The sequence below is a fragment of the Rhizobacter sp. genome, assembly GCA_019635355.1.
Classification (GTDB): Bacteria; Pseudomonadota; Gammaproteobacteria; order Burkholderiales; family Burkholderiaceae_C; genus Rhizobacter.
The window spans coordinates 596,866-614,637 of the sequence record JAHBZQ010000001.1; the positions used below are offsets into that span (position 1 = coordinate 596,866).

At 71.3% G+C, this 17,772-nt stretch carries 8 protein-coding genes; 2 read left to right on the forward strand and 6 right to left on the reverse strand.

Annotated elements, in window-relative coordinates; genetic code table 11:
• Genes KF892_02690 through KF892_02710 form a run of 5 tightly spaced genes read right to left on the reverse strand, consistent with a single transcriptional unit; the run spans position 1 to position 14,631 of the window.
• The gene (locus KF892_02690) at positions 1-2,136 is read right to left on the reverse strand and encodes a peptidase M50 (GenBank protein MBX3623893.1); all 2,136 of its coding nucleotides are present in this window, start codon (positions 2,134-2,136) and stop codon (positions 1-3) included.
• Complete coding sequence (locus tag KF892_02695) at positions 2,130-3,446, reverse strand: efflux RND transporter periplasmic adaptor subunit (protein MBX3623894.1); 1,317 nt, start codon at positions 3,444-3,446, stop codon at positions 2,130-2,132. The genes KF892_02690 and KF892_02695 overlap by 7 nt, the downstream gene beginning before the upstream one ends.
• Complete coding sequence (locus KF892_02700; GenBank protein ID MBX3623895.1) at positions 3,443-4,210, reverse strand: efflux RND transporter periplasmic adaptor subunit; 768 nt, start codon at positions 4,208-4,210, stop codon at positions 3,443-3,445. The genes KF892_02695 and KF892_02700 overlap by 4 nt, the downstream gene beginning before the upstream one ends.
• 5 nt (positions 4,211-4,215) lie before the next feature.
• Positions 4,216-5,730: a TolC family protein gene (locus KF892_02705; GenBank protein MBX3623896.1), complete on the reverse strand. Its 1,515-nt coding sequence runs from the start codon at positions 5,728-5,730 to the stop codon at positions 4,216-4,218.
• Positions 5,731-5,766: 36 nt separating this feature from the next.
• Positions 5,767-14,631, reverse strand: a complete 8,865-nt coding sequence (locus KF892_02710; protein ID MBX3623897.1) for a DUF4347 domain-containing protein — start codon at positions 14,629-14,631, stop codon at positions 5,767-5,769.
• A 281-nt stretch (positions 14,632-14,912) separates the two neighbouring features.
• Between KF892_02710 and KF892_02715 the strand changes: the two genes are divergently transcribed.
• A complete protein-coding gene (locus KF892_02715; protein ID MBX3623898.1) occupies positions 14,913-15,611 on the forward strand; it encodes a c-type cytochrome in 699 nt (232 codons plus the stop codon).
• Complete coding sequence (locus KF892_02720) at positions 15,608-16,861, forward strand: cytochrome c (GenBank protein MBX3623899.1); 1,254 nt, start codon at positions 15,608-15,610, stop codon at positions 16,859-16,861. The genes KF892_02715 and KF892_02720 overlap by 4 nt, the downstream gene beginning before the upstream one ends.
• On the opposite strand, the gene KF892_02725 is transcribed toward KF892_02720, so the two are convergent.
• Positions 16,846-17,766, reverse strand: coding sequence for a nitronate monooxygenase (locus KF892_02725; protein ID MBX3623900.1), 921 nt, complete (start codon positions 17,764-17,766; stop codon positions 16,846-16,848). The genes KF892_02720 and KF892_02725 overlap by 16 nt on opposite strands.
• Positions 17,767-17,772: the final 6 nt, after the last annotated feature.

The following is a 17,772-nucleotide window of genomic DNA, read 5'->3' on the forward strand; positions in this document are numbered from 1 at the left end:
TCAGAAGCCGCTCTCGCGTTGCCACAGCGCGGCGAGCCGGCGCAGGCCCTCCTGGGCGAGCGAGACCCGCTCGCCTTGCAGCAAGGCGGTGCCCGCGATCTCGAAGCGTGTCGACGCCGCCGTGCCACAGTCGCCGAGCCGCACGCGGAAGGTTGGCTGCAGCGGCACCACCCGGCCGTCGGGCTGGCGCTGCGCCGCGATGGGGCCGCCATAGACGCTCGCCAGCGCCAGCGCGCCCGGCTCGAAGTGGCCGAGCTGCACGGCATCGACCGCGACCTGCTCGCACTGCACACGGCCGTGTTCGGGCCGCTCGGCGATGAAGACGCTGTGGCTGCGTTGCGCACCGAGCCGCTGCATGGCGGTCTCGTCCACGTAGGCGTCGACCTTCACGCCTTCCGGCTCGACGACGAGGGCCAGCTTCTCGCCCGGCAGCACCCAGCCGCCGGCCATCACGTCCGGCGACACCTCGGCGACGAGGCCGTTGAAGGGCATGGTGATGTCGAGGCGTGCCAGCTCGCGCTGCAGGCCTTCGACCTCTTCGCGTGCGGCCTGCCAGCGGCTGCGCAGCGCGGGGCCGGCTTCCATCAGGCGCGCATCGAAGGGCTGTTGCGAGAGTTGCCATTGCAGCTGCTGCTCGCGGGCGCGGGCGATGTCGAGCCGCGCGCTCAGCTCGGGCGACCGCAGCCGCACGATGAGCTCCCCCTGGCGCAGCGAGCGGCCTGCGGGCGGCGGCGCGCTCGCCACCAGCGCCGCATGCGGTGCATACAGGCCCTGGGCGCGCTGCGCGCCGAGCACCGCGGGCGCGTGCACCGTGGCCTGCCAGGGCCAGACGAGCAGCAGCACCGCCCCACCGAGCAGCAGCGCGAGCCGCCGCGTGGCGCGGTTCCAGCGCAGGCTGCTGCGCCGTTCCCACCAGACCTTGAGTTCGCGCCGCACCGGCGCGGCGATGAACCAGCCCAGCTCGATGGCCATCATCAGGAGACCCAGCGCCTTGAAGAAGAGGTGGTAGACGAGAAGCGCGATGCCGAGGAAGAGCACCAGGCGGTAGAGCCAGGTGGCGAAGGCAAAGGCGATGAGGAAGCGCTGCCGCGCGGGCGGAAAGGTCTCGGGTGCCGCGTCGCCCCAGCCGAAGAGCCGCTCGCGCAGCCACCAGCGGCCGAGCGCGAACGAGCGCTCGTGCAGGTTGGGCATGTTGAGCGCGTCCGACAGCAGGAAGTAACCGTCGAAGCGCATGAAGGGGCTCGCGTTGATGGCGAGCGTGAGCAGCCAGGTGGTGGTGGCGAGCAGGAAGGCACCCGCCCGCACCGGTGCCCATTCCGGCGTTTCGGGCAGCAGCGCCCAGGCGAGCGTGGCAACGGCGGCGAGCGCGATCTCGCTCAGCATGCCGGCCGCGCCGATGGCCAGGCGCTGGCGGCGCGAGGCGAGCTTCCAGGCGTCGTTGGTGTCGGTGTAGAGCACCGGCCACAGCACCAGGAAGGCCACGCCCATCGTGGGCACGTGGCAGCCGAAGCGCTGCGCGGTGAAGGCGTGGCCCAGCTCGTGCAGCACCTTGGCGACGCTCAGCGCCACGCCGATGGCGAGCAGGCCGCTCCAGGTGGTGAAGCTCGCGAAGGTGTGGGTGAAGTCGTCCCAGCGGCGCGAGGCGAGTGCCAGGCCCAGCAGCGCCGTGGCGGCGATGGCCATCCAGAAAGCCGGCTGGTAGGCGAAGGCCACGCGCGGGGCAAGGCGCGTCAGCCAGGGCATGGGCCGCACCAGCGGCAGCCGGAAGAAGAGGTAGTTCTTGACCAACCACCGCCAAGCGCTCGTGCGGGTGGCCGCGAGGGCGCGCTGCAGGCGTTCGCTGTCGTGCGGGCCGTGGGCCAGCAGCAGGTGGTTGTGCTGCAGCATCTGCAGCAGGCCGCGCAGGTCGGCGTCGCTCACCTGCAGCGTGGTCTCGCGCTGCACCGCCGCCAGCACCTTCGCCACGCTGCCGAGCGACCAGCGCGAGAGCACCTCGAAGGCCGCCCATCGCAGCTCGTAGAAGCGGTTGGCGGCCGGGTCGTGCAGCGTCCAGGTGGGCGAGCCGTCGGGCGCGGTGGGGCCGGCGTGCAGCGCGAGGTCTTGCCGCAGCGGCGGCAGGGCGTCGGTGTTCACCATCCGAGCCACTGCCGCAGCGCGGCCAGCGGGCGGCGCAGCACAACGTAGGCGAGCGGCGCCCAGGGCCCGCGCACACGCGCCGTGCCGAGCTGGCCGATGCGCGGGGCCGGCTGGCCGGCGTCGAAGTCGGCCTTGATGCGGTAGGCGAGAAAGCCCGCCGCGGTGGGCTCGGCGCGGTAGGCCACGCTGGTCACCCGCGCATCGAACGACGACAGCGGCGAGCCCTGCGGGTAGAGCGTGAGCGCATCGCCGGGTTGCACGTCGAGGTGGTCGGCGGCGGGCAGGTCGACGGCGAGTTGCACCTGCGCCGGGTCGGCCACGAGCAGGATGCGTTCGCCGACCGCCACGGCCTTGCCCAGCCAGTCGCTGGCATCGGCAAAGACGGCGATGCCGTCGCGCTCGGCCTTGACCTGCACGCGCTGCAGCTGGTCGCTGGTGAAGTCGAGCTCGACCTGACGCTCTTGCAGCTGGCCGCGCCGCAGCGCGATCTCGGCGCGGTTCTTGTCGCTGGTGACCGCGGCCTGGGCCGACTGGCGGTATTCCTCCTGCGCGGTGTCGAAGGCCTTGCGGGCCACTTCGTAGCGGGTGCGCAGGGCGCTGGTGTCGAGGCTGAACAGCGGCTGCCCGGTTTTCACCGGCTGGTTGGGCCGCACGTCGAAGCGCTCGATCACGCCGTCGAGCGGCGCACGCACGAGGAAGGGCTCCTTGGGCACGACCTCGGCGCCGGCCAGCACCGTCACGCGCACGGGCACCAGGCACACCGCCACCGCGCCGATCAGCAGGTAGCGCCGGGCGCGGCCCGTGCGCAGCCAGCCGGCCGCGCGGTCGAGGCCTCCCTGGCGCGGGCGGAAGGCGCCGAGCGCGTGGCCATAGACGTCGGCCAGCTCGGTGAGCAGTGCGATCTCGGCGTCGCTCCAGGCCTGCTCGCGGGCCAGCACCAGGGCGCCGGCCTGCTGCAGCGGCAGCCACAATGCGTGCGCCGGCCACCACTGGCTCCACTCGGCCGCCAGCGTGTCGGGCAGGCTCGCCGCGTCGATGCGGCCGGCCGTGGCGTGCGACTTCGACAGGTGACGGCACACGCTGCCGAGCCACTGCACGTAAGGCGCGCTGGGGTCGGGCTGCGGCAAGCCCGAGACGGCGGCCACGCGCGGCAGGCCGAGGTCGGCCCACAGCGCAGCTTGGCGATAGGGCGCGAGCTGAAGGGTTTCGTTGACGATCACGAAGCCGAGCGCCGGCAGGTCGGCAGCGGCCCGCGCGCGCCGGCCGAGCTGCAGCAGCGTGAGCAGTGCGGGGGCGGCGGTGTCGGTCACTTCCGCTTCGGGTAGGAGGCCCAGCCGCTCATGCCGGGCAGCAGCGCGTCGTGCTGGCCGTCGATCACGCCCACCACCGACACCGACTGGCTCACCGGGTCGATCTGCGCGCCCAGGCGGCGCACCTTGGCCGGGAAGCTGCGCCCCAGCTCTTCGACCTCGACGGTGAAGGCCGTGCCGGGCTTGAGCCACGCGAGCCATTTCGAGGGCACGATCATCTGCACTTCGAGCTGGCCGGTCTCGAGGATGTCGAGCAGCGGCGCACCAGGCGCCACGTATTGGTGGGCCGCGGCGTGGCGGCGGGCCACACGGCCGCTGAAGGGCGCGTTGATCGTGCAGCGGCTCACCATCGTGCGCGCCGAGGCGGCCTCGGCCTGCGCCTCCTTCAGCTTGGCCTGGGCCTGGTCGACCTCGTACTTGCCGATGGAGTTGAGCTCGGTGAGCCGCTGGTTCGACTGCACCAGCGCGGTGGCGGCCTCGATGGCGGCTTCGGCCTTGCGCTGCTGCGATTGGTAGAGCGCGCAGTCGAAGCCCACCAGCAACTGGCCGGCGCGGAACGCATCGCCCTCGCGCAGCGTGAGCGTAGCGATGCGCGCGGCCAGCTCGCTGGAGATGGTGACGGCGTTGCGCGAGGTGAGCTGGGTGCGGATGCGGCCGTCCTTGTCGGTCAGCAGCGCGGCGTTGGCGGCCGGGGGTGTCTGTGCCGAGGCGGTGGTGGTGGCGGTGATGGTGCTGAACAGGCAGAGAAGGGCCACGCGGCGGATCGACTTCAAGTCCCGGCCTCCGGGTTCACCGTCTTCACCCACGACTGCTCGGAGGCGCGCACCGCCTCGCCCAGCGTCTTGAGGTCATGGCCGCTCACCGACTGGGGCAGCGGGTCGAGGCCGAGCGTGGCGATCACCTGGCCGTAGGCGCCTTGCAGCGCGCCATAGGTCTGGTACACGCGCAGCTCCGACATCATGGCCGCCGTGGCGGCGCGGATCTCGTCGAGCTTGCCCTGCGCGCTGGCGCTGGCGGCGTTGCGGGTGTGCTGCAGGATGCGCTGCTCGATGGAATTGAGGTCGGCCGTCATCTCGTATTGGCGCACGCGGGCCAGGTATTCGAGGTGGGCGATGTGGACTTGCGTGAGCACCGCCATGTTGAGCGCGAGGCGCTGCTGCTGCGCCACGTCGAGCTGGGCCTGCGCCAGGCCGCGGATCTTGCCCGCGTTGAACACGTTCAGCAGGTTCCAGTTGACGCGCAGGCCGGCGTCCCACCAGCGGTTGTTCACGAGATAGCTGTTGCTGTCGTAGTGGCCGCCGAGGTTGACCTCGATGCCGGGCATCAGGCGGGCCAGCGCCTTGCGCGTCTCCAGCAGGCCGATGCGTTCGTTGTATTGGGCTTCGAGCAGCTCGGGCCGTTGCAGCAGGGCGGCTTCTTCCATGCGTGCGGTGGTGAGGCCCACGCGCGGAATAGCCAGCTCGGCCGCGCCGGCCACGCTGAAGGCACGGCCCGGCTCGAGGTTCATCACCGAGGCGAGGCGTGGCTTGGCCTGCTGCAGCTCGTCGCGCACGGCTTCGAGCTGGCGCACGATCTCCAGCAGCTGGCGCTGGTAGCCCAGCGCCTCCAGCGGCGAGCGCAGCCTCTCGGTCTCGACCTTGCGCGAGTCTTCCAGCGCCTGGCGTGCGAGCTTGAGCACTGGCTCGACCTTGGCCTCCAGCTGCTGCGCACCCACCGCCTGCCAGTAGGCCTGGCGGGTCTGCTGCATCAGCAGGTGCAGCACCTTGCGCCGGCGCTCCTGGGCGACGAGGAAACGGTCGGCCTGCTGCTGCGCCTGGTAGTAGCTCACGCCGAAGTCGAGCACGTTCCAGGTGAGGCCCAGGTCGGCGGTGCGCCGGGTCTGGTCAGACGAGGTCGACGGCGCCAGCGATTGCGCGCCGGTGACCACGTCGCGCGACGACGAGGCGGCTTCGTTGTCGCGCGTGGTGTAGCCGGCCTGCGCCACGAGCTTGGGCAGCAGCTCGGTGCGCGAGAGGTCGAGCTGGCGCTGCGACACCGCCTCTTCCATCAGCTTCAGGCGGTGGTCGAGGTTGTATTTGATGGCGCGCGCCATCGCTTCTTCGAGGCTGATCGTCGCCTGCACCGGCTCCTGCTGGGCAAACATCGCCACGCGGTCGGCGCTGGCGCTGGCCTGTCGCTCCTGCGGGGTGATGGCCTTGGGCTGCACGGCACAGCCGGCGAAGGCGAGGGTGATGAGCGAGGCCAGCAGGGTTTTGGTCACGGTGGAAGTCTCCGGTGTGTTCATGCGTTGTTGTGGGTGAGACAGCGGGTAAGACAGCGGTCAGCCCTCGCGGGCGATGTCGAGGGCGGCGGCCGTGGCGCGGGCGTGTTGCAGCAGCGCTGCGCGCTCGGCTTCGCGTGCGGCAGGGCCGAACTGGTTGAACTGCTCGGCCAGGCTCGCGCGGCCGGTGCTCTCGGGGGCCGCGGGCAGCGCGGCCAGCAGCTGTGCGAGGTCGGCGTCGATCGGGGCCAGCTCGGCGGGCGAGGCCGGCTCCAGCCACTGCCGGTCGAGCCAGGCGCCGAGGCGCGGCCGGGTCGGGGGGGCGGCATCGCGCGCGGGTGTTCCGCGCACCTGGATGTCGAGGTGGGTCGTGGCCTGCCGGCCCTGGCTGTCGCGGGCGATGACCTCGATCGAGAGCGCCTGGTTGAGGCCCGCGGGTGGTTGGCCGGTGAAGCTGCCGTTGACGGGGTCGAACTTGAGCCATGCCGGCAGCGGCTGCCCGTTCGCCAGCCGCACTTCCACCGACACACGGATCGACGCGTCGCTTGACGAGAAGGTGCCGGCCGGCAGCACGATGTTGACCGGCTGGCCGGCTGCGACCGAGAAGTCGCCGATGTCGGGCACGGCACGCAGGCCGCTCGTGCCCGCGCCACCCGTGCCGCCCAGCTCGACGTAGCCGGTGCGAGCGGGTGCCGGTGCCGCCGGCGATGGGGTCGGTGCGAAGCTGTCGAAGCCACCCAGCGACACGGGGGCGATGAACGGCGGTGCGATCGACGGCGGGCTCGCGACCAGCGTCGGCGTTGGGATCGGGCTGATCGGATCGGTGGGCCTGAGCGTCACGAGCGGCAACGACGGCAGGGGGGCCGGTGCGGGCGCCGGGGGCTCGGCGGGTGCTGGTGCCGATGGCGTCGGCACCACGACCGCGGGTGGCCGCAGCTCGTAGGTCTCGCCGGTGAAGCCGCTTGCGATGGCGTTGCCGGCGGTGTCGGCCGTGCCGGTGCCGCTGCCGTTCAGCGCCAGCGTGATGTCGCCCTGGCCTTGCAGGCCGTTCACGAGCACGGTGTAGGTGTGGGCATCGACCGCGGTGACCGAGGCGATGCTGCCCTGGGCCGAGCCGGTGGTGGTGAGCGTGAAGTCGCCGGCATCGACGCCGGTCACGTCTTCGGTGAAGGTGACGGTGTAGGTGGCCGAGCCCGCCGCGGTGGGCGACGGGTTGGCGCGCACGATGCTCGCGACGGCCGGGGCAGTGGTGTCGACCACCACGCCGGCCGTGCTGCCAACGCCAGTGAGCGTGCCGGTGAGGTCGTTGCCCGCCGCATCGCGCAGCGTGCCGCCGTTGGCCTGCAAGGCGCCGGGCACCACGCCGCCTGGCGCGTTGTCGCCGGGCTGCACGGTGTACTGGAAGACGAGCGTGCCGCTGCCGGAGCCGCTCACGTACTGCGCGAGCCCGGTGCCGCTGCCCAGGCCGAGCGTGAGCTGCGGTGTGCCGGTGACGGTGACCGCCTCGCTGGTGCTGACGGTGAACGTCAGCACGTCGCCCGCGTTGTAGTGGCCATCGGCGGGCACGCCGACCGCGGTGACGGCGGGCGCCACCGCATCGATCTGCACGCCCGCGGTCGAGGGCAGGCCGGTGAGGGTGAGGGCGGAATCGTTGCCCGCGGTGTCGCGCAGCGTGCCGCCGTTGAGGTCGATGCTGCCGGCCACGCCGATGCCGTTGGCGTCGAGCTGGCCGCTCGCCACCGTCGCGCGGAACACGAGGCTCGCGGTGCCCGAGCCGCTGAGGTAGCTGGCGTAGACGGTGCCCCCGGTGTCGAGCGTGAGGGCGATGCGCGGCATGCCGCCGGCGGTGTCGACGAGCACTGCCTCGCTGAAGGCCACGCTGAAGTCGAGTGCCTGGCCGGCCAGGTAGCTGCCGTTGGCCGGCACGGCGACCGAGACCACGGCCGGCGCCGAGGCGTCGATGGCGTAGTTGTTGGAGCTGGTCGTGCCGGTGCCGATGTTGCCCGCGGCATCGGTGACGCCTGCGTTGGTCAGCGTGATGAGGTTGGTGGCGTCGGTGATGCCCGCGGTGGGCGTGAAGGTGGCCGTCCAGGTGATGCCGCCGTCGCTGCTGGTGACGGTGCTCAGCGTGCCATTGGTCACCGTGAGGTCGGCGTTGGTGAAGCCAGTGACGGCCTCGCTGAAGGTGATGGTGACGCCCGAAGTCTCGCCGACGGCGAGCGCGTTGTCGGCCACGACGATGCTGGCGGTGGGCCGCGTGGTGTCGATGGCGTAGTTGTTGGAGTCGGTCGTGCCGGTGCCGGTGTTGCCGGCTGCATCGGTCACGCCGGTGTTGGCCAGCGTGATGAGGTTGGTGGCGTCCGTCACGCCTGCGGTGGGCGTGAAGGTGGCCGTCCAGGTGACGCCGCCGTCGCTGCTGCTCACCGGGCTCAGCGTGCCGTTGGCCACCGTGAGGTCGGCGTTGGTGAAGCCGCTGACGGCCTCGCTGAAGGTGATGGTGACGCCCGAGGTTTCGCCCACGGCGAGCGCGGTGTCGGCCACGACGATGCTGGCGGTGGGCCGCGTGGTGTCGATGGCGTAGTTGCTGGAGTCGGTCGTGCCGGTGCCGGCATTGCCGGCGGCATCCGTCACGCCGGTGTTGGCGAGGGTGATGAGGTTGGTGGCGTCGGTGATGCCCGCGGTGGGCGTGAAGGTGGCCGTCCAGGTGAAGCCGCCGTCGCTGCTGCTCACCGGGCTCAGCGTGCCATTGGCCACCGTGAGGTCGGCGTTGGTGAAACCGGTGACGGCCTCGCTGAAGATGATGGTGACGCCCGAGGTCTCACCAGCCGCCAGCGCCGTGTCGGCCACGACGATGACGGCGGCGGGCCGCTCGGTGTCGAGGGCGTAGTTGTTGGAGCTGGTCGTGCCCGTGCCGGTGTTGCCCGCGGCATCGGTGACGCCGGCGTTGGTCAAAGTGATGAGGTTGGTGGCGTCGGTGACGCTGGCGGTGGGCGTGAGGGTCGCCGTCCAGGTGATGCCGCCGTCGCTGCTGCTCACCGGGCTCAGCGTGCCGTTGGCCACCGTGAGGTCGGCATTGGTGAAGCCGGTGACGGCCTCGCTGAAGGTGATGGTGACGAGGGAGGTTTCGCCGACGGCGAGTGCCGTGTCGGCCACGACGATGATGGCGGTGGGCCGCGTGGTGTCGATGGCGTAGTTGTTCGAGTCGGTGCTGCCGGTGCCGGCATTGCCCGCCGTGTCGCTCACGCCGGTGTTGTCGAGCGTGATGAGGTTGCTGGTGTCGGTGACGCTGGCGGTGGGCGTGAAGGTGGCCGTCCAGGTGATGCCACCGTCGGCCGACGACACCGCGCTGAGCGTGCCGTTGGCCACCGTGAGGTCGGCATTGGTGAAGCCGGTGACGGCCTCGCTGAAGGTGATGGTGACGCCCGAGGTCTCGCCCACGGCGAGCGCTGTGTCGGCCATGACGATGCTGGCGGTGGGCCGTGTGGTGTCAATGGCGTAGTTGTTGGAGTCGGTCGTGCCGGTGCCGGCGTTGCCGGCTGCGTCCGTCACCCCGGTGTTGGCGAGGGTGATGAGGTTGGTGGCGTCGGTGACGCTCGCGGTGGGGGTGAAGGTGGCCGTCCAGGTGATGCCACCGTCGGACGACGACACCGGAGTCAGCGTGCCATTGGCCACCGTGAGGTCGGCGTTGGTGAAGCCGGTGACGGCCTCGCTGAAGGTGATGGTGACGGTCGAGGTTTCGCCGATGGCCAGGGCCGTGTCGGCCACGACGATGCTGGCGGTGGGCCGCGTGGTGTCGATGGCGTAGTTGTTGGAGTCGGTGGTGCCGGTGCCGGTGTTGCCCGCGGCATCGGTGACGCCGGTGTTGGCCAGCGTGATGAGGTTGCTGGCGTCGGTGACGCTCGTGGAGGGCGTGAAGGTTGCCGTCCAGGTGATGCCGCCGTCGCTGCTGCTCACAGCGCCCAGCGCGCCATTGGCCACCGTGAGGTCGGCGTTGGTGAAGCCGGTGACGGCCTCGCTGAAGGTGATGGTGACGAGCGAGGTCTCGCCAGCCGCCAGCGCCGTGTCGGCCACCACGATGCTGGCGGTGGGCCGCGTGGTGTCGATGGCGTAGTTGTTGGAGTCGGTGCTGCCGCTGCCGGCGTTGCCCGCAGCGTCGCTCACGCCGGTGTTGTCGAGCGTGATGAGGTTGCTGGCGTCGGTGACGCTCGTGGTGGGCGTGAAGGTGGCCGTCCAGGTGATGCCGCCGTCCGACGACGACACGGAACCCAGCGTTCCGTTGGCCACCGTGAGGTCGGCGTTGGTGAAGCCGGTGACGGCCTCGTTGAAGGTGATGGTGACGAGCGAGGTCTCGCCCACGGCGAGCGCGTTGTCGGCCACGACGATGCTGGCCGTGGGCCGCACGCCGTCGATCACCAGCGCACGGTTGGCGCCCAGCGAACCCGCGGCGCCCGGCGTGGGCAGGGTGAGCGCGGCATCGATGCTCAGCGCGTCGCGGATGGTGCCGCCGTTGAGCACCAGCGCGCCGGTGGCCGTGTAGTCGAGGTCGTTGGTGGTGTCGCCGCTCTGCACCGTGTACTGGAAGGTGAGGGTGTTCGAACCCGAGCCCGACACGTAGCTGGCGATGCGGTCGGTGGCGCCGGTTTCGAGCGTGATCGAGGGCGTGCCGCCGCCGGTGTCCACCGTGACGGCGTTGTCGAAGGTCAGCGTGACGCTGATCGTGCTGCCGATGCCGTAGGTGCCGTTGGCGGTCGAGGCCGAGACCGCCGTGACCGCGGCGGGCACGGGGGCGGTCAGCGTGAAGTCGTTGCCGGTGCCGCCGAGGTAGCTGGCCGTCAGCACCGTGCTGTTGCCGCCGGCGGTGGCGGTCGCGCCCTCGGCCAGGCCGCTGAAGGTGCCGGTCACGGCGTCGGAGGCGTCGTTGGTGATGACGGTGTAGGTGTCCGAAGGGCCGGCCGTGTAGCTGTGCGTGGCCGACAGGGTGGCGCCGGTGACGTCCACCGCGCCGGTGACGGCGATGCGGTCGTAGCCCGAGCCGGCGGTGGCGCCGGCGATGTCGAGCGCCAGCGTGCTGCCCGAGGCGAGGGTGAGGTCGCCGTTGACCGTGAGCGTGCCGGCGCCCGCCACGCCCGGCGACAAGGTGCCGCCGTTTTGGACCGTGACGGCGCCGCCCAGCGTGCCCGTGCCGCCCAGCGTGGCGCCGCTCGCCACGGTGGTGGCGCCTGCGGTGCTGCCCGTCACGAGCAGGGTGCCGGCGTTGACCGTGGTGGTGCCCGACTGCGTGTTGGCGGCCGACATGGTGAGCACGCCCGCGCCCGCTTTGGTGAGGTCGTTCGACCCGCTCACGACACCGCTCAGGGTGACGGCACCGCTGTTGTTGAGGGTGGCTGCCCCGCTGAGCGCGATGGCGTTGTCGAGGGTGGTGGCGCCGGTGATGGCCAGCGTGGTGCCGGCTGCCAGGGTGAGCGCACCGCTGCCGAGGTTGCCGTCGCTGGCCACGCTCAGGGTGCCGGCGCTCACGGTGGTGGTGCCGCTGTAGGTGTTGGTGCCGCTCAGTGTGAGGGTGCTGCTGCCGGTCTTGGTGAGGTTGTTGCTGCCGCTGATGACACCCGAGAGCGTGACGGCCGCGCTGTTGTTGACCGTGGCCGCCCCGCTCAGCGCGATGGCGTTGTCGATGGTGGTGGCGCCCGTGACGGCCAGCGTGGTGCCGCTGGCCAGGGTGAGCGCACCGCTGCCGAGGTTGCTGTCGCTGGCCACACTCAGGGTGCCGGCGCTGACGGTGGTGGTGCCGCTGTAGGTGTTGGTGCCGCTCAGTGTGAGGGTGCTGCTGCCGGTCTTGGTGAGGTTGTTGCTGCCGCTGATGACGCCCGAGAGCGTGACGGCCGCGCTGTTGTTGACCGTGGCCGCCCCGCTGAGCGCGATGGCGTTGTCGATGGTGGTGGCGCCGGTCACGTCGAGCGTGGTACCGGCCGCCAGGGTGAGCGCACCGCTGCCGAGGTTGCTGTCGCTGGCCACGCTCAGCGTGCCGGCGCTCACGGTGGTGGTGCCGCTGTAGGTGTTGGTGCCGCTCAGTGTGAGGGTGCTGCTGCCGGTCTTGGTGAGGTTGTTGCTGCCGCTGATGACACCCGAGAGTGTGACGGCCGCGCTGTTGTTGACGGTGGCCGCCCCGCTGAGCGCGATGGCGTTGTCGATGGTGGTGGCGCCGGTCACGTCGAGCGTGCTGCCGCTGGCCAGGGTGATCGTGTCACTGCCGAGGTTGCTGTCGCTGGCCACGCTCAGCGTGCCGGCGCTCACGGTGGTGGTGCCGCTGTAGGTGTTGGTGCCGGCCAGCGTCAGCGTGCCGCTGCCGGTCTTCACCAGGTTGCCGGTGCCCGAGATGACACCGTTGGCCGTGGTGCTGGTGTTGTCGCCGCCAACCGTGAGCGTGTAGCTGCCGAGGATGATCGACGCGTTGGCGTTGTTGCTGAACAGGCTGCCGGCGGTCTGGTCCGACAGCAGGGTGAGCCGCGAGTTGCCGTTGATGCGCAGCTGGCTGCTGTCGGAGAGGGCCGCATCGCCGTTCAGCCGCAACCAGCCGTAGTTGATGGTGGTGGTCGTACCGGTGTAGGTGTTCGTGCCCGACAGCGTGAGCGCGTAGGTGGCTGCGCCGCTCTGGCCGATCGACAGCCCGCCCGTGCCGCTGATGCCGCCGCTGAAAGTGGTGTCGGCGGTCAGGTCCATGCCCAGCGTGTTGCTGCCCAGGGTCACCGAGCCGGCGCCCGCGAGGTTGCCGATGCCCTCGGTGCTCGAGAGCGCGAGCGTGGCACCGCTGTTCACGGTGACGGTGCCGGTCGACGAGATGGCGTCACCACCGCTCACGGTGAGCGTGCCGGCCGACACGGTGGTGCCGCCCGTGTAGCTGTTGGTGCCCGAGAGCGTGACCGTGCCGGCGCCGCTCTTGGCCAGGCTACCGGCGCCACCGAGCGTGGTCGAGATGGTGGCCGTGTCGCTGCTGCCGTTGGTGACGGTCAGCGTGTAGGTCGAGCTGATCGACAGCGTGCCGCCCGAGATCGTGGCGCCGCTGGCCGAGTCGAGGTCGAGCGTGAGGCTTTCGCCGAGGGTTGAGGCGGACGAGGCCGAGACCGTCTGACCGGCCAGCGAACTGGCCAGCACGATGGTTTGCGTGCCCGTGGCATCGGCCGCGGCAATGGCAATGGCCTCGCTGAAGCTCACGCCGTTGGTGCGGTCGATGGTGGACGTGTCGGTGGTGTTGGTGACGTAGATGGTGTCGCTGGTCACCGTCACGTCGGCCGTCACGGCGCTGGCCACGCCATCGCTGAGCGAGAAGCGCACGGTGGCGTCGCCCGCGGGGGTGTCGTTGCCGTAGGTGATGCGCTGGGCCACGTTGTTCACCAGGGCCGTGGTGGCGGCCGTGCCGCTGCTGGTGAAGCTGACGGTGAGCACGCCGCCGGTGTTGGTGTAGGTGCCGAAGGTCAGCCCGCCCGATTGCAGGTTGCCGCTGGCGCTGGTGCCGCTCACGGTGAAGAGCGCGCCCGTGGTGTTGAAGCCGAAGGTGTCGGCCGAGATGGCCGTGCCCGAGCGCTGCACCGTCAGGCTGCCACCCGACCAGTTGCCGTTGCCGCTGTTGAGCGCGCCGAAGTCGGCGTCGGCCAGCGTCGCGTTCGCGCTGGCGTCGAGCACCACGGTGCTGCCCACACCGGCCCAGGCCACGCTGTCCCCGTTGAGGTTGCCCATCGTGGGGGCGCTGTTGGGTGGGTTGGTGTCGCCGGAGAAGTTGTCGAAGAGCACGAAGCTGAAGTCGGCAGACGTCACGCGCACTTCGTCGACCCGCAGCGAGCCGAAGTTGAGGGTGGCCGTGTTGCCGCCGTTGACCGTCCCGGCCGAGCCGACCGCGAAACCCCCGAGGTAGCCGCGAACCGTGACGGAGGACCCACCGCCCGCGTTGTCGACCTGGATGGAGCCGAGCGTGAAGTCGGCCCCGTCCGTGCGCGTGATGGTGAAGCGCTCGGTGGTGCCCGTGTTGCCCGGCGCAGCCGAATTGGCGTTGAGCCACTGCTGCCCGGGGAAGCTGGTGTTGTCCCAGGCGAAGTCACCACCGTCGCCATCGGCGGTGAAGGTGTAGGTGTACGACACGCCACCCAGGGTGCTGGTGAAGCTCGTGAGGCCGCTGCCGAAGTCGGTGGTGTAGGTGTCGGTGAACGCGGCCAGCGTGCCCTGGTAGCCGGTCAGCGCCAGGCTCGTGGCTTCGATGCTGCCGTGCTGCACTTCCAGGTCCCAGTCGCCTTGCTTCAGGGCCGAGCCGGTGGTGTCGTTGGACGCGGCCACGTCGGCGCCGGTGGCGTCGGCGATGGCCCGCAGGAAATCGCGCCCGCTGTTGTCGGCCCCGGTGAGGCAGCCGTAGAGCAGGATGTCGCCCTGCGCCGAGAGCGACTGGCCGATGCGCCCGAGCAGCGTGGCTTGCGCACCCACGCCGTCGCGGTCGAGCCAGGTGCTGCCGAGCTTCACCTGGCCGACGTCGCCATGGCTCAGCACGTGGATGGCGTCCAGGCCGGTGCGGCCCGCCAGGGTGTCGGCCATCACCTGCAAGCCGTCCTGGCCGGCTCCGATGAGCACGACCTCGACGTTCGGCCCAAGCTGGGCGAGCAGCGACTGCGGGTCCTGCACCGAGGCGTCGACGAACACGATCTCGTGGCGGGCTGGCTCCACGGCCGCGGGGGCCTGCGCTTCCGCCAAGGCCGGGTCGTGGGCCTCGGCCACCGGGGCGGCCGCGGGCTCGGCGTGCGCCACGTCGAGGGCCGTGGCACCGAGGGCGGCATCGAACATGATGCGCGGCTCGAGCGGCATCATCAGCGGGCGGGGGGCCGCGGCGCCTGCAAGGGTGGTCGAAGCCTGGCGCGCAGCGCGCGCACGTTTGAACCATGAAGGCATGAGCTGAGTTCCTGCGGGCGCAGCGCCTCGGTGGAGCGCTGGTCTGTGGTGGGGGCAAGCCGCGGTGCGGTTGCACAGGGATCAAAATGATTCTTGCGCAGCGCTTTCTCGCGAGCTCGCCGGAATAGGCGGGCGACTGCGAATTACTTCGCACATTCAACCCGGCCGGCACATCGCAGCAGAATCAGCCCCTCATGTCCCTGTATTCATCGTTCTTCTCCCGGTTGGTGGGGTACCGCGCAGTGCGCCGATCATCGCGGTGCTTGCGCATCGTGGCGCGCATGCCCGTGTTGCTCGCGGTGTCTTGCGGTCTCGCATGGGGTGCGGCTTCGGCGGCCCCGGTCGAAGACAGCATGGCCCAGCGGGTGCTGGCCTGCACCGGCTGCCACGGCCCCGAGGGCCGCGCGGCGCGCGACGGCTACTACCCGCGCATCGCCGGCAAGCCCGCCGGCTACCTCTACAACCAGCTCGCCAACTTCCGCGACGGCCGGCGCCACTACCTGCCGATGACGCGGCTGATCGATCCGCTGTCCGACGCCTACCTGCGCGAGATCGCCGAGCACTTCGCCTCGCTCGACCTGCCGTACCCACCGCCGCGGCCGGCGCAGGTGTCGGCCGAGGTGCTCGCGCGCGGCGAAGCGCTTGCGTTGCGCGGCGACCCGGCGCGCCAGATTCCGGCCTGTGCGCAGTGCCACGGCGCGAGCTTCACCGGCGTCACGCCCCACCTGCCGGGCTTGCTCGGCATCCCGCGCGACTACATCGCGGGGCAGCTCGGCGCGTGGAAGTCGGGCAGCCGCCGTGCGATGGCGCCCGACTGCATGGCGCAGATCGCCCAGGCGCTCACCGCCGACGACGTGAGCGCCGTGTCGCACTGGCTCGCCGCCCAGCCTCTGCCCTCGTCCACGAAACCGGCCGCAGGCCTGCCCGCGCCGATGCCCATGGGCTGCGGCGGCACGGGCGAGGGGAGCGCAGCACGATGACGCGCGCACTCATCATCGTCGTGGCGCTTCTCTTGCTCGTGGCCGGCGCGCTCGTCGGCCTCAACCTGCGCGGCGAAGACCCGCTCGACGACGCGGCCGTGTTGGCCACGCCCGAACTGATCCAGCGTGGCGAATACCTCGCCCGCGCCGGCAACTGCGCGGGTTGCCACACCGAGCGCGGCGGCGAGCCTTATGCCGGAGGCCGCGGCATCGACACGCCTTTCGGCACCCTCTACAGCCCCAACCTCACGCCCGACCCCGCCACCGGCCTCGGCCAATGGAGTGCGGGGCATTTCTGGCGTGCCATGCACAACGGCCGTTCGCGCGACGGCCGCCTGCTGTCGCCCGCCTTCCCGTACACCAACTACACGCTGGTGACGCGTGCCGATTCCGACGCGATCTACGCCTACCTGCGCAGCCTGCCCGCCGTGGCGAAGCCCAAACGCCCGCATGCGATGCGCTTCCCCTACGGCACGCAGGCGGCGCTTGGCGTGTGGCGCGCGCTCTACTTCAAGCCCGAGACGCACGAGCCCGACGCGACGCAGACCCCCGCGTGGAACCGTGGCGCCTACCTCGTGCGCGGCCTCGGCCATTGCAACGCCTGCCATGGCCACCGCAATGCTCTCGGCGCCACCGGCGGCACGCTCGACCTGAGCGGCGGCCTGATCCCGGTGCAGAACTGGTACGCCCCGTCGCTGAGCGACCCGCACGAAGCCGGCGTGCGCGACTGGCCCGCGCAAGAGACCGCCACCCTGCTCAAGACCGGCGTGAGCCCGCGTGCGTCGGTGCTCGGCCCGATGGCCGAGGTGGTGATCGGCAGCACGCAGCACCTGCGCGACGACGACCTGCTCGCGATGGCCGACTATCTGCGCAGCCTGCCGCCCACGAACACTCGCGTGACGAGCCCGCAAGGCCCCGAGCCCGACCTCGCGCGCGGCGAGAAGCTGTACGGCGAGCACTGCGCCGCCTGCCACGGCGCGGCAGGCGAGGGCGTGAAGGGCCTCTACCCGGCACTGGCCGGCAACCGCGCCGTGACCATGAAGACGCCGGCCAACCTGGTGCGGGTGCTGATGGAAGGCGGCTTCGCGCCGTCGACCGCGGGCAACCCGCGCCCCTTCGGCATGCCGCCCTTTGCTGGCACGCTGAGCGACGACGACATGGCCGCGCTGCTCTCGCATGTGCGCAGTGCCTGGGGCAACCAGGCCGCGCCGGTGTCGCCCTTCGAGGTCTCGCGTTACAGGGAGCGCTGAACGGAACGCTGAGCCGCCGCGTACTCGCGCCCGATCCGCTCGATCAGGTCTGCCGTCGTCGGCACGCCGTCGACGCCCGACACCGAGTGCCCCGCGCTCCACACGTCGGCCCAGCGCCTCGGGCCTTCATGCGGGCCGACACCGCCGCCATAACGCTCGCGGGCCTCGGCCGGCGTGAGGTCTTCGGGCAGGCTGGCCGGGTCGAGCCCCGAGGCCACGATCGACGGGCGCAGGAAATTGGCCTGCAGGCCGGTGAACGCCTTCGTGAGGTGCACGTCGTCGAGCCGGCTCGTCACCAGCATCTGCTTGTAGCCCTCGGCGGCCATGCTCTCGCGCGTGGCGATGAAGCGCGTGCCCATGTAGCCGAGGTCGCAGCCGAGCGCGATGGCGGCGTGCAGCGACACCCCGTCCGACAAGCCCCCCGCCAGCACCACCGGCCCGTCGAAGAAGCTGCGCACCGCACGCACGAAGGCGAAGGGGTTGGCCCACCCCGTCTGCCCGCCGGCGCCGGCCGTCAGCAGCACCAGCCCATCCACACCCGCTTCGATGGCGCGCTCGGCGTGGTGCAGCGAGGCCACGTCGGCGAGCACCAGGCAGCCCCCGTCGCGCAGCTGCGGCACCACGGCCGCGGGCGAGCCCACGCTCGTGATGACGACTTCGGTGCGGTGGCGCAGGAGGCAGTCGATGTCTTGCCGCAGCTGCGCGGGGTCGCGCCGCATGATGAGGTTGGGGCACCACGGGGCGCTCGTTCTGCCGGCGTCGGCGGCGTCTCGCGCTTCGCGGGCGAGGCGTGTGAGCCAGGCGTCGAGCTCGTCGACCGAGCGGCAGTTCGGCGTGGGGAAGGAGCCGACCACGCCGCTCGCGCACGCCGCCGACACGAGCTCGATGCCGCTCACCCGCAGCATCGGCGC